The organism is Salinimicrobium sp. CAU 1759 (genome assembly GCF_054482715.1).
The window spans coordinates 285,178-299,703 of record NZ_JBTLRK010000003.1 but is presented as its reverse complement, the minus strand read 5'-3'; the positions used below and the strand labels follow the sequence as shown (position 1 = coordinate 299,703).

11 protein-coding genes are annotated in these 14,526 nt (G+C 41.5%); 5 read left to right on the top strand and 6 right to left on the bottom strand.

Translation table 11 applies throughout. The features are described 5' to 3' along the window. Positions 1–18: 18 nt before the first annotated feature. From rluF to ACXYMT_RS14595, 5 genes are read right to left on the bottom strand one after another with little or no spacing between them, the layout of a single operon-like run. A complete protein-coding gene (gene rluF / locus ACXYMT_RS14615; RefSeq protein ID WP_459059836.1) occupies positions 19–864 on the bottom strand; it encodes a 23S rRNA pseudouridine(2604) synthase RluF in 846 nt (281 codons plus the stop codon). 18 nt (positions 865–882) lie between these two features. Continuing rightward, entirely contained in the window at positions 883–1,440 is a 558-nt protein-coding gene (locus ACXYMT_RS14610; protein WP_459059835.1) for a hypothetical protein, read from the bottom strand. 15 nt (positions 1,441–1,455) lie between these two features. Beyond that, positions 1,456–2,985 carry a helicase HerA-like domain-containing protein gene (locus ACXYMT_RS14605; RefSeq protein ID WP_459059834.1) on the bottom strand — a complete coding sequence of 510 codons (1,530 nt, stop codon included), beginning with the start codon at positions 2,983–2,985 and terminating at the stop codon, positions 1,456–1,458. A gap of 60 nt (positions 2,986–3,045) precedes the next feature. Then, positions 3,046–4,107, bottom strand: coding sequence for a S66 peptidase family protein (locus ACXYMT_RS14600; RefSeq protein ID WP_459059833.1), 1,062 nt, complete (start codon positions 4,105–4,107; stop codon positions 3,046–3,048). Position 4,108: 1 nt separating this feature from the next. Continuing rightward, complete coding sequence (locus ACXYMT_RS14595) at positions 4,109–5,422, bottom strand: D-alanyl-D-alanine carboxypeptidase/D-alanyl-D-alanine-endopeptidase (RefSeq protein ID WP_459059832.1); 1,314 nt, start codon at positions 5,420–5,422, stop codon at positions 4,109–4,111. 156 nt (positions 5,423–5,578) lie between these two features. On the opposite strand from ACXYMT_RS14595, the gene ACXYMT_RS14590 reads away from it, so the two are divergent. Beyond that, positions 5,579–6,211 (top strand): 7-carboxy-7-deazaguanine synthase QueE, encoded by a 633-nt coding sequence (locus ACXYMT_RS14590; protein ID WP_459059831.1) that lies wholly within the window; start codon positions 5,579–5,581, stop codon positions 6,209–6,211. Between the two features lie 52 nt (positions 6,212–6,263). Here the strand turns inward: ACXYMT_RS14590 and ACXYMT_RS14585 are convergent, their stop codons facing one another. Further along, complete coding sequence (locus ACXYMT_RS14585) at positions 6,264–6,842, bottom strand: DUF2911 domain-containing protein (protein ID WP_459059830.1); 579 nt, start codon at positions 6,840–6,842, stop codon at positions 6,264–6,266. Positions 6,843–7,248: 406 nt separating this feature from the next. On the opposite strand from ACXYMT_RS14585, the gene gyrB reads away from it, so the two are divergent. The 4 genes from gyrB (at position 7,249) to secDF (ending at position 14,514) form a co-directional block, all read left to right on the top strand. Next, entirely contained in the window at positions 7,249–9,189 is a 1,941-nt protein-coding gene (gene gyrB / locus ACXYMT_RS14580; RefSeq protein ID WP_459059829.1) for a DNA topoisomerase (ATP-hydrolyzing) subunit B, read from the top strand. A 116-nt stretch (positions 9,190–9,305) separates the two neighbouring features. Beyond that, a complete protein-coding gene (locus ACXYMT_RS14575) occupies positions 9,306–10,280 on the top strand; it encodes a DUF6588 family protein (RefSeq protein WP_459059828.1) in 975 nt (324 codons plus the stop codon). A gap of 83 nt (positions 10,281–10,363) precedes the next feature. Beyond that, a complete protein-coding gene (mdh, locus tag ACXYMT_RS14570) occupies positions 10,364–11,296 on the top strand; it encodes a malate dehydrogenase (protein ID WP_459059827.1) in 933 nt (310 codons plus the stop codon). Positions 11,297–11,526: 230 nt separating this feature from the next. After that, a complete protein-coding gene (gene secDF, locus ACXYMT_RS14565; protein WP_459059826.1) occupies positions 11,527–14,514 on the top strand; it encodes a protein translocase subunit SecDF in 2,988 nt (995 codons plus the stop codon). Positions 14,515–14,526: the final 12 nt, after the last annotated feature.

Genomic DNA, 14,526 nt, shown 5'->3' with positions numbered 1-14,526 from the left:
CATTTGCTTAATTCTCTGTTAAGATTCCTTTTTCCTTCTGTTTTGGGAGAATTTCTCTTTGGGAATACTTTTCCTGGAGGAAGAGGTTTCTATTTCTTTTTCCGGCTTCTTTGCGCCCGGCTTCAAGTCAATCGATGCTTCTTCAGTCTTTGTGGATTGTCCTGTAAGCCGCTCGAGTTCCCTTAATTCTTCGGAAGTGACATGCCTATATTTTCCTACCGGAACATCCAGCTCAATATTCATAATTCTTATTCGCTTCAGTTTTACCACTTCATATCCCAGGTATTCACACATGCGGCGAATTTGCCTGTTGAGACCCTGGGTAAGTACGATCCTAAAGACGAACTTACTCAACTGCTCAACTTCGCACTCCCGGGTCACGGTGTCTAAAATTGGAATTCCAGATGACATTCTTTCGATGAAGTCGTCGGTTATCAAACGATCTACAGTAACTATGTATTCTTTTTCGTGGTTGTTACGGGCTCTAAGGATCTTATTGACAATGTCTCCGTCATCAGTGAGAAGGATCAGCCCTTCGCTGGGTTTATCTAGTCTACCTATTGGAAAAATTCGGGTAGGGAAATTGATGTAATCAACAATGTTCTTCTTTTCGGCGGGATTGGTGGTGCAGACTATACCAATTGGTTTATTGAAAGCCAGATAAACATTTTCCTTTTTGGGAGGAACTATTAGTTCGCCGTTGACCCGAATTTCATCCCCCGGGCTTACTTTAGTTCCCATTTCGGGAACCTCTCCGTTAATGGTCACCCGTCCCTGTTCAATAAGTGTATCTGCTTTCCTCCTTGAGCAGTAGCCTACTTCGCTGAGGTATTTGTTTAAACGGGTGAGATTATCTGCAGTCATTTAAGAATTTTAAAATAATTAATCCCAATCGATCATAAAGTACTTGATCTTGGCATCATCAGGGATCTGGGATGCCTGTATGCGACTTTGGGTGTCATATCTTAATTCCACCGGCAGTTGCTTCTTATCAATTGTTACATATACATTTAACTCATCGATAAATATGACTGCAGCACTTAGCGTGTTTTCTATTCTGGATATAGTGTAATTTTCGATAATATCCTTAAAAGTACTTTCTTTTCCTAAACCTTTAGCTGTTTGATATCTGGGATCAAGTACCTGAACAAAACCTATGGTGCTTGTAGAGTCGAACGCCTGGACGGGTTCTATGAGTAGCAGCTTCTTTCCTTCAGTATCGTACACTTCGATTTCATTGCTTTTGCGGTACAATTCACTGTTGCTAACTTGCTTCACGATAGAATCTTCAGCAAAAATTGAGTCAAGTTGGTTTATTCTGATATCCTTGGTTAGACGGCCTATGCTGTTGGCGCTAATTAAAAAAGGATCCTGTTCTTTTTCACAGGAAATAAAAAGTCCGGTGGTAATACAAAGTGAGAATAAGAGACTTCTTCGCATGGGGAATTTAATTAATTATTTTAAAAGTTTATTGAGAACTCCCATTACACCTCTAATAAAGGTCGCACTGGTGAGTACTTTTATTACAGCTTTTTGAGATCCAGAGCCTGATGTGCGCTTTCTCCCTGAGCTTGCTTTTTCAATCTTTTTTCTTTCCTCCTCGGCCTGTTTTCGGGATTTCTCGTTATCGGCTCTTTCAATCTTTCCGGTGAGGATCTCGTATGCACTTTCCCTGTCAATAGTCTCATTATATTTCTTTGCCAGAGAGGAAGTGGCTGTAAGTTCCCTGAGTTCCTCGGGAGTTAAAATATTCATTCGGCTCATCGGTGCCCTTAACATAGTTGCCGCCAGCGGGGTTGGCCTTCCTTTCTCATCCAGTGCCGTTACCAAAGCTTCCCCAATTCCTAACGTGGTTAGTTCGGTTTTGGTATCGTAAAATTCTGAGATCGGATAATTTTCTGCAGCCAGTTTAATGGCTTTCCGGTCCTTTGCGGTAAACGCTCTTAGAGCATGCTGGATCTTTAAACCAAGCTGCCCAAGAACATCAGCTGGAACGTCGGCAGGATTTTGAGTAACAAAGAAGATGCCTACACCTTTAGACCTTATCAGTTTCACAATGCTCTCAATTTGATTGAGTAAAGCTCCCGAAGCTTCTTCAAAAATGAGATGTGCTTCATCAATAAAAAGTACAAGCTTAGGTTTGTCACTGTCGCCCTGCTCAGGAAATGTATTGTAGATCTCCGCAAGTAGGCTCAGCATAAAGGTGCTAAAGAGTTTGGGGCGATCCTGAATATCTGTAAGACGCAGAATACTAATATAACCGTGGCCATCGGTATTTGTTCTCACAAGATCTTCGACTTCAAATGACCTTTCTCCAAAAAAGAGGTCTGCACCTTGTTGCTCAAGGGTAACTATTTTTCTAAGAATAGCTCCTGTGGATGCAGAAGAGATCCTACCGTAGGATTTTTCAAAATCTTCTTTTCCTTCTTTTGTGGAGTACTGGAGGATTTTCTTTAAATCCTTTAAATCGAGAAGCGGTAAATGATTGTCATCACAGTATTTAAAAATGATCGAAATTATACCACTTTGAGCAGGAGATAATTCCAGGATGCGACTTAGCAAAACGGGTCCAAATTCGCTTACAGTAGCTCTCAATCTCACTCCTTCTTCTTCGGAAAGTGTCAGGATCTCCACCGGTGAAGCAGATGCTTCAAACTTATACTGAAGCTTCTCATGACGGGCGTAAATAAAATCCTCCCCGGCTGAAGGTTTTGCTACTCCGCTCAAATCTCCTTTGACATCCATAAGCAAAACGGGAACTCCCTTTTTTGAAAGGTTTTCGGCGAGGATCTGCAAAGTTTTGGATTTGCCTGTTCCTGTAGCTCCTGCAATAAGGCCGTGCCTGTTAAGGGTCTTCAGGGGAATTTTAACTGCAGCATCAGCAAACACTTCTCCCTCATACATGGCAGCCCCAAGGTAAATGGAATCACCTTTTGGCTGATAACCTGATGAAATATGAGAAATAAATTGTTGTTTGTCGACCACTTTAAAATTTTTATAAAAATAAGAATTGTGAGGGATTCGGGAGCTCTCTATTCACGCTAATTACCTCACAGCAGGATTTAGCAACTTAAAAGTTCCCTTTTCGGAATCCATTTCTGCACTTATTCCGTTGGGTATGGTGGCATTATCGCTAATATGGCCGATCATTGCTCCTTCGAAAGCAGGGATCTCCAGAGGTTTAAAATAATGGTCCAGTACTTCCTCAAGAGTTAAAGAACCGTATCCGCCGGCGCCGCCGGGTTCGCAATCAGTGCATTTCCCGAAGATAACTCCACTTACTTGTTCCAGAACACCTCCCAGGTGTAACTGTGAGAGCATGCGATCTACAGCATAGATCTGTTCTCCTACATCTTCCAGGTAAAGTATTTTTCCGGTCCAATCGCTGGGAAAGAGAGGTGTTCCCATGAGTCCGGTAAGGACAGAGAGATTTCCGCCTAAAAGTTCACCTGTCGCAGTACCGGGCGTGATAGTCCTTATTCTGTTTTTTGTTTGCGTGAGCAGCCCTCCTTTTTCAGAGGGATTTGAATATTGAACGGCTTCAGCTTCAAAAAGCAGCTTTTTTAGGTGCTCTACGGCAAACGAATTCCAGGTGGATGTAGCGAGGGGGCCGTGAAAAGTTACCAGTCCTGTCTTTTGATGGATCGCGAGATGTAAAGCGGTTATATCACTATACCCAATGAACACCTTCGGATTTTTCTTTATGGCATCATAATCCAGTAAATTCAGGAGTCTGGCCGCTCCGGAACCACCTCTCAGGCATATGATCGCATCAACATCGGGATCCCTGAACATATCATTAAGTTCCTGTGCCCGCTGTTCATCAGTTCCGGCTAGATGCCCATGTCGGGCTTTCACATGCTCTCCAAGTTTCACTTTTAATCCCAAAGCCTGCATGGATTCAACTGCGATCTCATAAGACTGAGACTCATAAATAGCTCCGGCGGGACTTACTATTCCAATAGTGTCTCCCGCTTTTAGGCGCGGTGGAAGAAGAGGCTGACCTGCTTTAACCGTATCATTTAGTAATCCCGGAGTTATACAACTTAAAAAAGGTACAGCCATGCTGCTAAGGCCAATATTCTGTAAAAACTTCCTTCTTTCCATACTAGTAGTTCAAATATAAAGTTCGCAATACATGGTCCATTCTTGCCTTTATTTCGGCAGTTGGTACAAGATAATTGCTGTTCATAAAGCTGAAGATAAGAACTTTGCCCGATGCAGTCACTAAATACCCGCTCAAGCTGTGATTATTCTTCATTGTACCTGTTTTTGCAAAAATAAAAGGAGGTTTTGCCGCGGGAGCTGGATAATCACTTTTTATAGTCCCCGATACTCCTCCTGCAGGCAACAGGTGAAACAGCCGTTCCTGTTCAACTTCCTCATAAATTCTTTCCAGTAGCCACACCATGTTCCCCGGAGTGGTAAGATTATATCTTGAAAGGCCCGAGCCATCTACCCACTGGAGATCATCAGGCATCTCCTGAAGAAATTCCTGTTTCATATGATCAATGACAATTTCGGTTTTAAGTGTATCTGAAATTTCTCCTGCCGCCATTAGAAGTAGTTGCTCGGCGAACAGATTGTCGCTGTTTTGCAGCACTTTTTTGTAAATACTGTCTGTTGGCTGACTCATGATCTGCTGATTCAATTTTAGATCCTTCGGAAGTTTTTTTGCTAAAATCACTTTCCTTTGTAAGGTATCAGAGAGTAGCTCTGCAGTCAATTCGGGGGAAGTCATAAACGGAACATTCTGCTGAAATGCTGAGGTTCCAAAAAGGGGAATTTCAAAGCTGTTTATCTTTTGATTTCTTCGGATTCTCTTTAGAGTTCCTGTAGTGTCGGGTTGTAGTCGATTACCAAAGTTTGCAGGCACTACGGTTAAAGATTCAGGAGAGATTTCAAAAGAAACTACATTTCCGTAGATCGGAAAAGTAGAGCGTTCAGCCGAAAATCCATAGTTGTAATCATCCCACGCCCATCCCGGTCCAAAAGCTTCTTCTGATGCTTCAGGAGATACAAAAACAATAGTTTCAGGAGCAGATTTTAGGAAGCTAAGGATATTGGAGGAGTCAAAATCTTTGTGCAGAAAAGTAGGATCTCCTGTTCCGCTGAAGTAGAGGGTGTCCTTTGAAATAGCGTATTTAAGTCCGGGAATGGAATCCTTCAGGAGTTTTATTCCCGTATAAAAACTATAGAGTTTTATGGTCGAGGCAGGAGTGAAATACTTATGGGAATTGTGCTCAAAAATGACCTTTTTAGTGGCCGGTTCGTAGACCATCATCCCTTTGAACCATGGGAGGGAATTTTCGGTTTGTGAAAAGCTTTTTTCAAGCTCCCTTTCCAGGTCTTTTCCTGTAGCGCAGGAAAGCAGTAGCAGCAGGGAAAGAAAAATTGAGGATCTTCTTAGGATTTGGTACAACTCTACAACAATTAAATAATTGGTTAAAGTAAGAAAACTTTGACAGGAGAACGAAAATAATTCTCATGAAGGGGTCTCAAAAAGGGCATTTTTGAGAGGTGTGCTTTTGTGAGCTCAAGGGAGAAGGCTTCAGGTTTTTGTTTACCTTTGCCGCTTATGAATGAGAAGGAAATGAACGAGTTGGTAGAGCAGGGAAAGATGCTGCCGCTAATGGAAGAATTTTATACTATACAGGGTGAAGGTTTCCACAAGGGAACTGCCGCCTATTTTATTCGTGTTGGGGGTTGTGATGTTGGTTGCCACTGGTGTGATGTGAAGGAAAGTTGGAACCCTGCTTTACATCCTGCAACTGCAGTAGATAAAATTGTAGAAAGTGCTGTAAAAAGCAGTAAAACGGTCGTGGTCACAGGTGGGGAGCCGCTCACCTGGAACATGGAACCTCTTACTACAGGATTAAAGGAAAAAGGAGCTAAAATCCATATCGAGACTTCGGGGGCTTATCCTTTAACGGGGATATGGGACTGGATCTGCCTTTCTCCTAAAAAGATTAAACTTCCTACCGAGGAAATATATAAGGTAGCTCATGAATTAAAGGTGATCGTCTTTAATAAGCATGACTTTAAGTTCGCTGAGGAACAAGCTGCCAAAGTAAATGAAAACTGCATATTATATTTACAGCCTGAGTGGAGTAATAGAGATAAAATGATGCCCTTGATCGTGGATTATGTAATGGAAAACCCAAAGTGGAAGGTTTCCCTACAAACCCATAAGTATCTAAATATCCCATAAAAAAACGCCCTTTTTAAGAAGGGCGTTTTTTATTTCTTCTTTTCTTGTGAGGTTACATAGTCTCTCTAAACGGAACTTTTACATACCGATCATCCCATCCAATAAAAAGATTCGCGCCGTCATTGCTCTTTGCAAAGCTCATTGAAAGTGCATCAATAGGAACAGGGGATTTTCTTACCGGGACTGTGATACGCGCCACATCCTTTTCCACATGATAATCATAAGCACCCCAAATATTTGTGCTGTTGTTAAGGATGATTGTCCATTCATTTTCCTTTGGAATAGTAAATAGAGTATAAGTTCCCTTTTTAATAGTTTTATCACCAACCATTAGATCCTGGTATAGAGTGATCTCAGTAGCTTCGTTAGCTCCTGTTCTCCATACTTCACCATAAGGAATTAGTTTACCAAAGATCTCTCTATCGCGGGTTTGAGGCCGGCTGTAAAGTACTCTGGCCACCGGTTCATTGTTTTCACCTCTAAATAAAGCAACATCCATAGGGCTAACGTCCAATTTAGAAAAATTAGGGCCGTCATTATCTTTTGTAGTTTCCGGAGTGTTCTGAGCATACATTTGAGGTGTGAATAATGAACCTGCAAAAACTGCCAGCATTATAAATAGTTTCTTCATTTCTTCTGTTTTTTAATTAATGGTTTAAATATAAATCATGTAGAGGAAACTTAAGTTAAGGTTTTCTTTAAATGCCGTTAAAAAGATGAAAAATTTGACTTTGAGAAGTATGGTGTGATATTACTCTCCTTCAGGATGAAATTCAAAAGGAAAGAATTTGTGGAAAAACATCTACAGGAGAATTTTCACAGGGTTTCATGAAAAATGTGAATCTGCAGATTTAATCAGACTCCAGCTTTGCTGGCTGTTTTTATATGAGGTCTTTACAAAGGGCTACAAGCGAGGGTTTTTCCACAGAAATTGTTGATAACTTCAAGGCTTTAACAGGGGTGGAAGTGGTTTTACAGGCATGATTTTGGTATATTTGTTTGTTATAGAAATTGATAAAATTTTAACGAATTTAAGTATGAGCGAAGAGGTTAAAAGAAGCAGTTATTCGGCTGACAGTATCCAGGCACTGGAGGGGATGGAGCACGTGCGCATGCGCCCTTCAATGTACATTGGTGATACTGGAGTGAGAGGCTTGCATCATCTTGTTTACGAGGTGGTAGACAACTCCATTGATGAAGCGCTGGCGGGACACTGCGATACCATAAGTGTAACCATAAACGAAGACAATTCTATTACTACAGAGGATAATGGACGAGGTATTCCTGTAGATCTGCATAAAAAAGAAGGGGTTTCTGCACTCGAGGTGGTAATGACCAAGATTGGGGCAGGAGGAAAATTCGATAAGGATTCATATAAAGTTTCCGGTGGACTTCACGGGGTTGGGGTAAGTTGTGTGAACGCGCTTTCCGATCATCTTAAGGCTACTGTTTACCGGGATGGAATTATCTGGGAGCAGGAGTACGAAAGAGGTAAACCAATGTATCCGGTGAAATCTGTAGGTACTACAGATCTTAACGGTACTATTGTAACCTTTAAGCCGGATCAGAGTATTTTTCAGCAAACTACTGAATACAGCTATGATACTCTCGCCAGTAGAATGCGGGAACTGGCTTTCCTGAACAAAGGGATCACTATTACTCTTACAGATCGCAGGGAGAAGGACGATAAAGGTGAGTTCGTTTCTGAAGTTTTTCATTCTGAGGAAGGACTAAAAGAATTTATTAAGTTTCTTGATGGAACCAGGGAGCCTATCATCAGTGAGGTAATTGCAATTGAAGGGGAGAAGAATGACATTCCTGTTGAGGTGGCGATGGTTTACAACACATCTTTTAACGAAAACCTTCACTCATACGTTAATAATATCAACACCCACGAAGGAGGTACTCACCTGGCAGGTTTCAGAAGAGGTTTAACTACCACCTTAAAGAAATATGCAGACTCTTCGGGCTTACTTGATAAGCTGAAGTTTGAGATTTCCGGAGACGATTTCCGTGAAGGATTGACAGCTATTGTTTCGGTTAAAGTTTCTGAACCTCAGTTTGAGGGGCAGACAAAAACCAAGCTGGGAAACAGAGAGGTGACTGCTGCTGTTTCGCAAGCGGTTTCCGAGATGCTGGAAAATTACCTGGAAGAAAATCCTAATGATGCCAAAACCATCGTGCAAAAGGTGATCTTGGCCGCGCAGGCCCGTCATGCAGCCAAAAAGGCTCGTGAAATGGTACAGCGTAAAACTGTGATGAGCGGTGGTGGATTGCCCGGTAAGTTGTCTGACTGTGCTTCTCAGGATCCACACGAGAGTGAAGTTTTTCTTGTTGAGGGAGACTCGGCAGGTGGAACGGCTAAACAAGGTCGTGACCGTCATTTTCAAGCTATTCTTCCACTAAGAGGTAAGATCCTGAACGTTGAAAAGGCTATGAGTCACAAGGTCTTTGAGAACGAAGAGATAAAAAATATTTACACTGCTTTAGGTGTGACCATTGGTACAGAGGAGGACAGTAAAGCGCTGAACCTTTCCAAGCTTAGATATCACAAGATCGTCATCATGTGTGATGCCGACGTTGATGGTAGTCACATTGCAACTTTGATCCTTACTTTCTTCTTTAGGTATATGAAGGAGTTGATCGAAGCCGGTCACGTTTACATTGCAACTCCACCTCTTTACTTGATCAAGAAAGGTAGTAAAAAGCGTTACGCCTGGAACGACAAGGAGCGGGATGAAATCGCTGCTTCTTACAATGGAGGGGTGAGCGTACAGCGATATAAGGGTCTTGGAGAGATGAACGCAGAACAGCTTTGGGATACAACCATGAATCCTGAATTCCGTACTCTGCGTCAGGTAACAATTGACAATACAGGAGAGGCCGACAGGATCTTTTCTATGTTAATGGGAGATGAGGTGCCGCCTCGTAGGGAGTTCATCGAGAAGAATGCAGTCTACGCAAATATTGATGCGTAAACTCCAGAATAAAAATTTAAAGCCCTGCAGAAATGCGGGGCTTTTCTGTTTGTAGGAAACTCCTGAAGGAGCTATGCTTTTTTTATTATTTTTACTCAACTTCAAAATCAACCATTGTGAAAAAACTACTGATTTCCTTTTTTGTCTTTCTTGCATTTCATGTAAATGTTCTTGCTCAAGATGATGTTGCTGATTTTATTGATGATATTCTTGTCTTAGGAGGAAATTTTTCTGAGCCCGCTGCCGAGGGTGCAGGATATCAGGCCAGTGCTGGTTGGTTTAGTTCTGCCATCCCGCTTGAAAAATGGAAATTTCGGGTATCCTTACATGGAAATGCTCTATTTGTCTCCTCAGATAAAAAGAATTTTAATCTATCAAATTCAGACCTTAGGCTTTTAAACATAGACGGTGCGGAGAATGTTACTCTACCTACAGCTTTTGGCGGTGGGAGTCCTGTGACTTTTAGCGGAGAAATAAATTTTAATGGTGAAGTTATTCCTGTGAATGGACTGGAAGCTATTGAAGGGATAGGAAGAAATTATGTTCCACATGCTTTTTTGCAGGCAGCTGTAGGTGTTTCGGCGGGAACTGAAGTGACTGTGAGAGTTATGCCAGAATTAACCATAGATGGAGTTACTGCCAGTACATACGGTTTGGGGGCTAAGCATAATTTGAATCAGTACTTTGGATACGTTTATCCTGAAGACTTTCAAGTAGCCTTTGGTGCTTCTTATTCCAAACTAATTGTGGGATATGAATTTGAACCTAAGGGGGCTGAAGGCCTCGTCGTACTGGATGAAATTGATGTTGATGCCAATCTTTTTATGGCTGAAATCATCGGCTCGAAAAAATGGGGACTTTTTGAAGTCTTTGCGGCAGCCGGTGCTATGAATTCACAGTTCAGCTACACTTTTGGGGGAACCGGTCAGGTAGATCTTGTTAATGCTGAGGTCGATAGTTTGGAGGATTCTAAAATACAATTCAAGGGAGATTTTGGATTTAATCTTTATTACGACCGTTTTAGGTTAAGCGCTATGGGGACAGTTGGAGAATTTTTCAATGCAAATTTAGGTCTCCACGTAAGCATTTGATCTCCTGTTTTTGCCAAGATATGTGAGGGAGAAATCCTTGAAAATTCGTATTTTCGCTGGACTATTAATCAAACTAATTCACAATGAAAGTTACCATAGTAGGTGCCGGAGCTGTAGGAGCCAGCTGTGCGGAATATATCGCCATTAAAAATTTTGCTTCAGAAGTAGTTTTAGTAGATATCAAAGAAGATTATGCTGAAGGAAAGGCAATGGACCTGATGCAAACCGCTTCTCTTTTGGGATTTGACACTAAAATAACAGGAAGTACAAATGATTATTCAAAAACTGCAAATTCAGACATTGCTGTTATTACCAGTGGAATTCCGCGAAAACCGGGAATGACCCGGGAAGAGTTGATCGGGATAAACGCAGATATCGTAAAATCGGTTTCTCAGAGCCTTCTGGAGCACTCTCCCAATGCTACTTTGATCGTGGTAAGTAATCCTATGGATACCATGACTTACCTTGTCCATAAAACCACTAATCTTCCAAAGAACAAGATCATAGGAATGGGAGGAGCTCTTGATAGCGCCCGTTTTAAATATAGAATTAGCGAAGCTCTGGATTGTCCTGCGTCAGATGTTGACGGGATGGTCATAGGAGGGCATAGCGATACCGGGATGGTGCCGTTAACACGTCTTGCTACCCGCAACTCTGTACCTGTTTCGAAATTCCTTTCTGAAGAGCGTATAGAGCAGATCAAAGAAGACACCAAAGTAGGGGGAGCTACTCTTACAAAGATGCTTGGCACCAGTGCGTGGTATGCCCCTGGAGCGGCTGTATCTTCACTTGTACAGGCAATTGCCAATGATCAAAAGAAAATGTTTCCATGTTCTGCCCTTTTAGAGGGGGAATACGGGCTGAACGATCTTTGCATTGGTGTGCCGGTGATCCTCGGGAAAAACGGGATTGAAGAGATCGTGGAAATAGAACTCGATGAAGCCGAAAAAGCTAAACTAAAGGAGAGTTCTGAAGGAGTTTCCAAAACAAATGATCTTCTTGATTTGAAGAAATAATTTTAGTGAGAAATAGCTTTTAAGAAGCTTCTCAAAAATGTCATTTTTGATGAGTATTTTCCTTCCTGAGAAATGCCGGGAAGGTCGATGAATAGCAAATTTGGCAGCGGTTTTGAGGAGCTTCTTTTTTTATATCCAAAAGTTAATTTTTTCAAAAAATATAATTGGGATTTCTATCTTGAAAACCTATATTTGTCCGTTTTTAAAAATTGAACATAAATTAAAGAATAATGCAGAACAAGGGAATAATCAAGGTATTCGCGATATTGTTTGCTCTGGTATGTATTTACCAGTTGTCTTTCACATTTATTGCTGGTAATATTGAGGGCGATGCCGAAGAATTTGCGCAGCAAGAGATCCCCGAAGGTGTTGACAATTATGTAAGCCTTAGGGAGAGAGCCGAACAGAGGTATCTTGATTCTATTGGTAATGAGGAGGTATTTCTTGGAATCACCTACAACTCGGCTAAGGAAAAAGAGCTCAACAAGGGGCTGGATCTTAAGGGAGGTATTAATGTGATCCTCCAGATCTCTGTCAAAGACATCTTGAGGGAATTAGCGAACAACAGTAAAGATCCTGCTTTTAACCAGGCTCTTGCAAGAGCAGATGAGGCTCAAAGAACAAGTCAGGAGAACTACCTTGACCTTTTCTTTGAAGCTTTCGAAGAAATTCCTGATGCACGCCTTGCTTCTCCCGATATTTTTGCTAACAGAAACTTGAGTGAGGAGATCAATTTCGAAATGTCCAATGAGGAGGTGAAGCCGATCATTAGAAGAAAGATTGATGAATCTATAGTTTCTGCATTTGAAGTATTAAGAAAGCGTATCGATAAGTTTGGTGTAACTCAACCAAACATTCAGCGTCTTGGTTCTTCAGGAAGAATTCTTGTTGAATTACCTGGTGCTAAAGAAATAGAACGTGTAAAAGACCTTTTACAGAGTACAGCGCAGTTAGAGTTCTGGCATGTTTATAAAAGCAATGAATTTCAAAACTTCTTTGTTCAAGCCAACAATGTGCTTAAGCAAATGCAGGTTGAGGAGACCGCAGAAGCTGATGTTGATACTGCAGAAGCAGAGCAGGATGAGATCGATGCTTTATTGGAATCTGCTAATGATACAGCCCAGGTAGCTGAGCAAAACAATCCTTTGTTTGACCTAATGGCTTCTCCTGGTTTCCAGGGAGGTCCTGTTTTGGCTACTTTCAACATTGAGGACACTGCAAAAGTAAGGGAGTACCTGAATATGCCCGAAGTGCGCAGCCTTCTTGAAGGTGAACAGCGTTATGCAAAATTTGTATGGGGAATTACCAGTGAAGATGATGAGGCTGCACCGCTTTATGCTTTAATAGGTAACAGGCAAAATGAGCCACCACTTTCGGGTAGTGTGATCACAGATGCTACACAAGCTTACGATCAAGTAGGTAGAGTTGCTGTAACCATGCAAATGAATGGAAAAGGAGCTAAGTCCTGGGAAGAAATGACAGGTTACGCCTTTGAGAACCAGAGCCAGATCGCCATAGTTCTTGACAATGTGGTTTATTCAGCTCCCGGAGTATCCAGCGGACCAATATCCGGTGGAAGAAGTGAGATCACTGGTGATTTCAGTATTACAGAAGGTCAGGATTTAGCAAACGTATTACGTGCAGGTAAACTTCCTGCTTCAGCAGATATCGTACAGAGTGAGATCGTTGGTCCTTCTCTTGGACAGGAAGCCATAGATAGCGGTATTATGTCTTTCGGTATAGCACTGGTTCTTGTTTTACTTTGGATGATCTTCTATTATGGTAAGGCAGGTATTTTTGCCGATATCGCCCTTGTGGTGAACATCCTTTTCATCTTTGGAGTACTTGCAGGTCTAGGAGCGGTTCTTACCCTTCCCGGGATTGCGGGTATCGTTCTTACCATAGGTATATCTGTGGATGCGAACGTTCTTATCTTTGAGCGTATTCGTGAGGAATATGCAAAAGGAAAAGTTCAGAAAGATGCAATTAGAGACGGATTTAATAATGCTCTTTCGTCAATTCTTGATGCTAACATCACGACTGGTCTTACGGCCTTGATCCTTCTGGTTCTTGGAACTGGTCCAATTAAAGGGTTTGCAACCACCTTATTGATAGGTATTGCTACCTCTCTTTTCACAGCTATCTTTATTACCAGGTTGTTCATTGACAATTATGCCAAGAACCCAAACAAGAGTCTTGAGTTTTCAACTTCGGTTACTAAGAACCTTTTCTCCGGACTTACTATTAAGTTCCTGGAGAAGAGAAAAACCTTCTATATAGTTTCAGGAGTATTTATTCTTGTGAGCTTAGGTTCCCTGTTTACTCAGGGATTAAATCAGGGTGTTGATTTTGTTGGAGGAAGGAGCTATACTGTAAGATTTGAGCAGGCCATCAACCCATCTGAAATCGAAGATGACCTTGTTGCGGAATTTGGAAGTGCGAGTGCCAAGACTTTTGGAGCTGCCAACCAAATCAAAGTAACTACTAAGTATAAAGTAGAAGAAGAAGGAAGTGAAGTAGATGAGGAAATTTCTAGAAAGCTATACAGTGCAGTTCAGTCCTATTTACCTGAGGGAACTACTTACGAAGACTTTACTGTTGGAAGTGAGGGTGAAAGAGAGATTGGAATAATGCAATCTATAAAGGTTGGACCATCTATTGCCGATGATATTAAACAAGCTTCTATTTGGGCTGTATTAGGTTCTCTGTTGGTGATCTTCCTTTACATCTTGTTGAGGTTTAGAAAATATCAATTTTCACTTGGTGCAGTAATAGCAGTTATACATGATGTTCTTATCGTACTGGGAGTATTCTCCCTGACTTATAAGTTCATGCCTTTCAATATGGAGATCGATCAGGCATTCATCGCTGCAATTCTTACCGTTGTGGGTTATTCGCTGAATGATACCGTGGTTATTTTTGACAGGATCAGGGAGTTCTTCAATGAGCACCCGTCTTGGACCAAAAAAGATGCTATTAATGCTGCGATTAACAGTACAGTGAGTCGTACAGTGAATACCTCTTTAACTACACTTGTAGTACTTCTTGCAATCTTCATTTTTGGTGGAGAAAGCATTAGAGGATTCATGTTCGCCCTTATTGTTGGTGTGATTGTGGGTACTTACTCTTCTATTTTTATTGCAACGCCGGTTACTTACGACACGTTCAATAAAGAAACCAGGAGAAGAGAACTGAAAAAGAAAGAAGCTGTAGCTTAATTTCATCAGCTT

What these genes read in the sequence shown, in the direction of transcription:
- ACXYMT_RS14600 (WP_459059833.1), bottom strand. Translation starts at nt 4,107, where the DNA reads ATGGAAAGAAGGAAGTTTTTACAGAATATTGGCCTTAGCAGCATGGCT.
- ACXYMT_RS14585 (WP_459059830.1), bottom strand. Translation starts at nt 6,842, where the DNA reads ATGAAGAAACTATTTATAATGCTGGCAGTTTTTGCAGGTTCATTATTC.
- mdh (WP_459059827.1), top strand. Translation starts at nt 10,364, where the DNA reads ATGAAAGTTACCATAGTAGGTGCCGGAGCTGTAGGAGCCAGCTGTGCG.
- rluF (WP_459059836.1), bottom strand. Translation starts at nt 864, where the DNA reads ATGACTGCAGATAATCTCACCCGTTTAAACAAATACCTCAGCGAAGTA.
- ACXYMT_RS14590 (WP_459059831.1), top strand. Translation starts at nt 5,579, where the DNA reads ATGAATGAGAAGGAAATGAACGAGTTGGTAGAGCAGGGAAAGATGCTG.
- gyrB (WP_459059829.1), top strand. Translation starts at nt 7,249, where the DNA reads ATGAGCGAAGAGGTTAAAAGAAGCAGTTATTCGGCTGACAGTATCCAG.
- secDF (WP_459059826.1), top strand. Translation starts at nt 11,527, where the DNA reads ATGCAGAACAAGGGAATAATCAAGGTATTCGCGATATTGTTTGCTCTG.
- ACXYMT_RS14610 (WP_459059835.1), bottom strand. Translation starts at nt 1,440, where the DNA reads ATGCGAAGAAGTCTCTTATTCTCACTTTGTATTACCACCGGACTTTTT.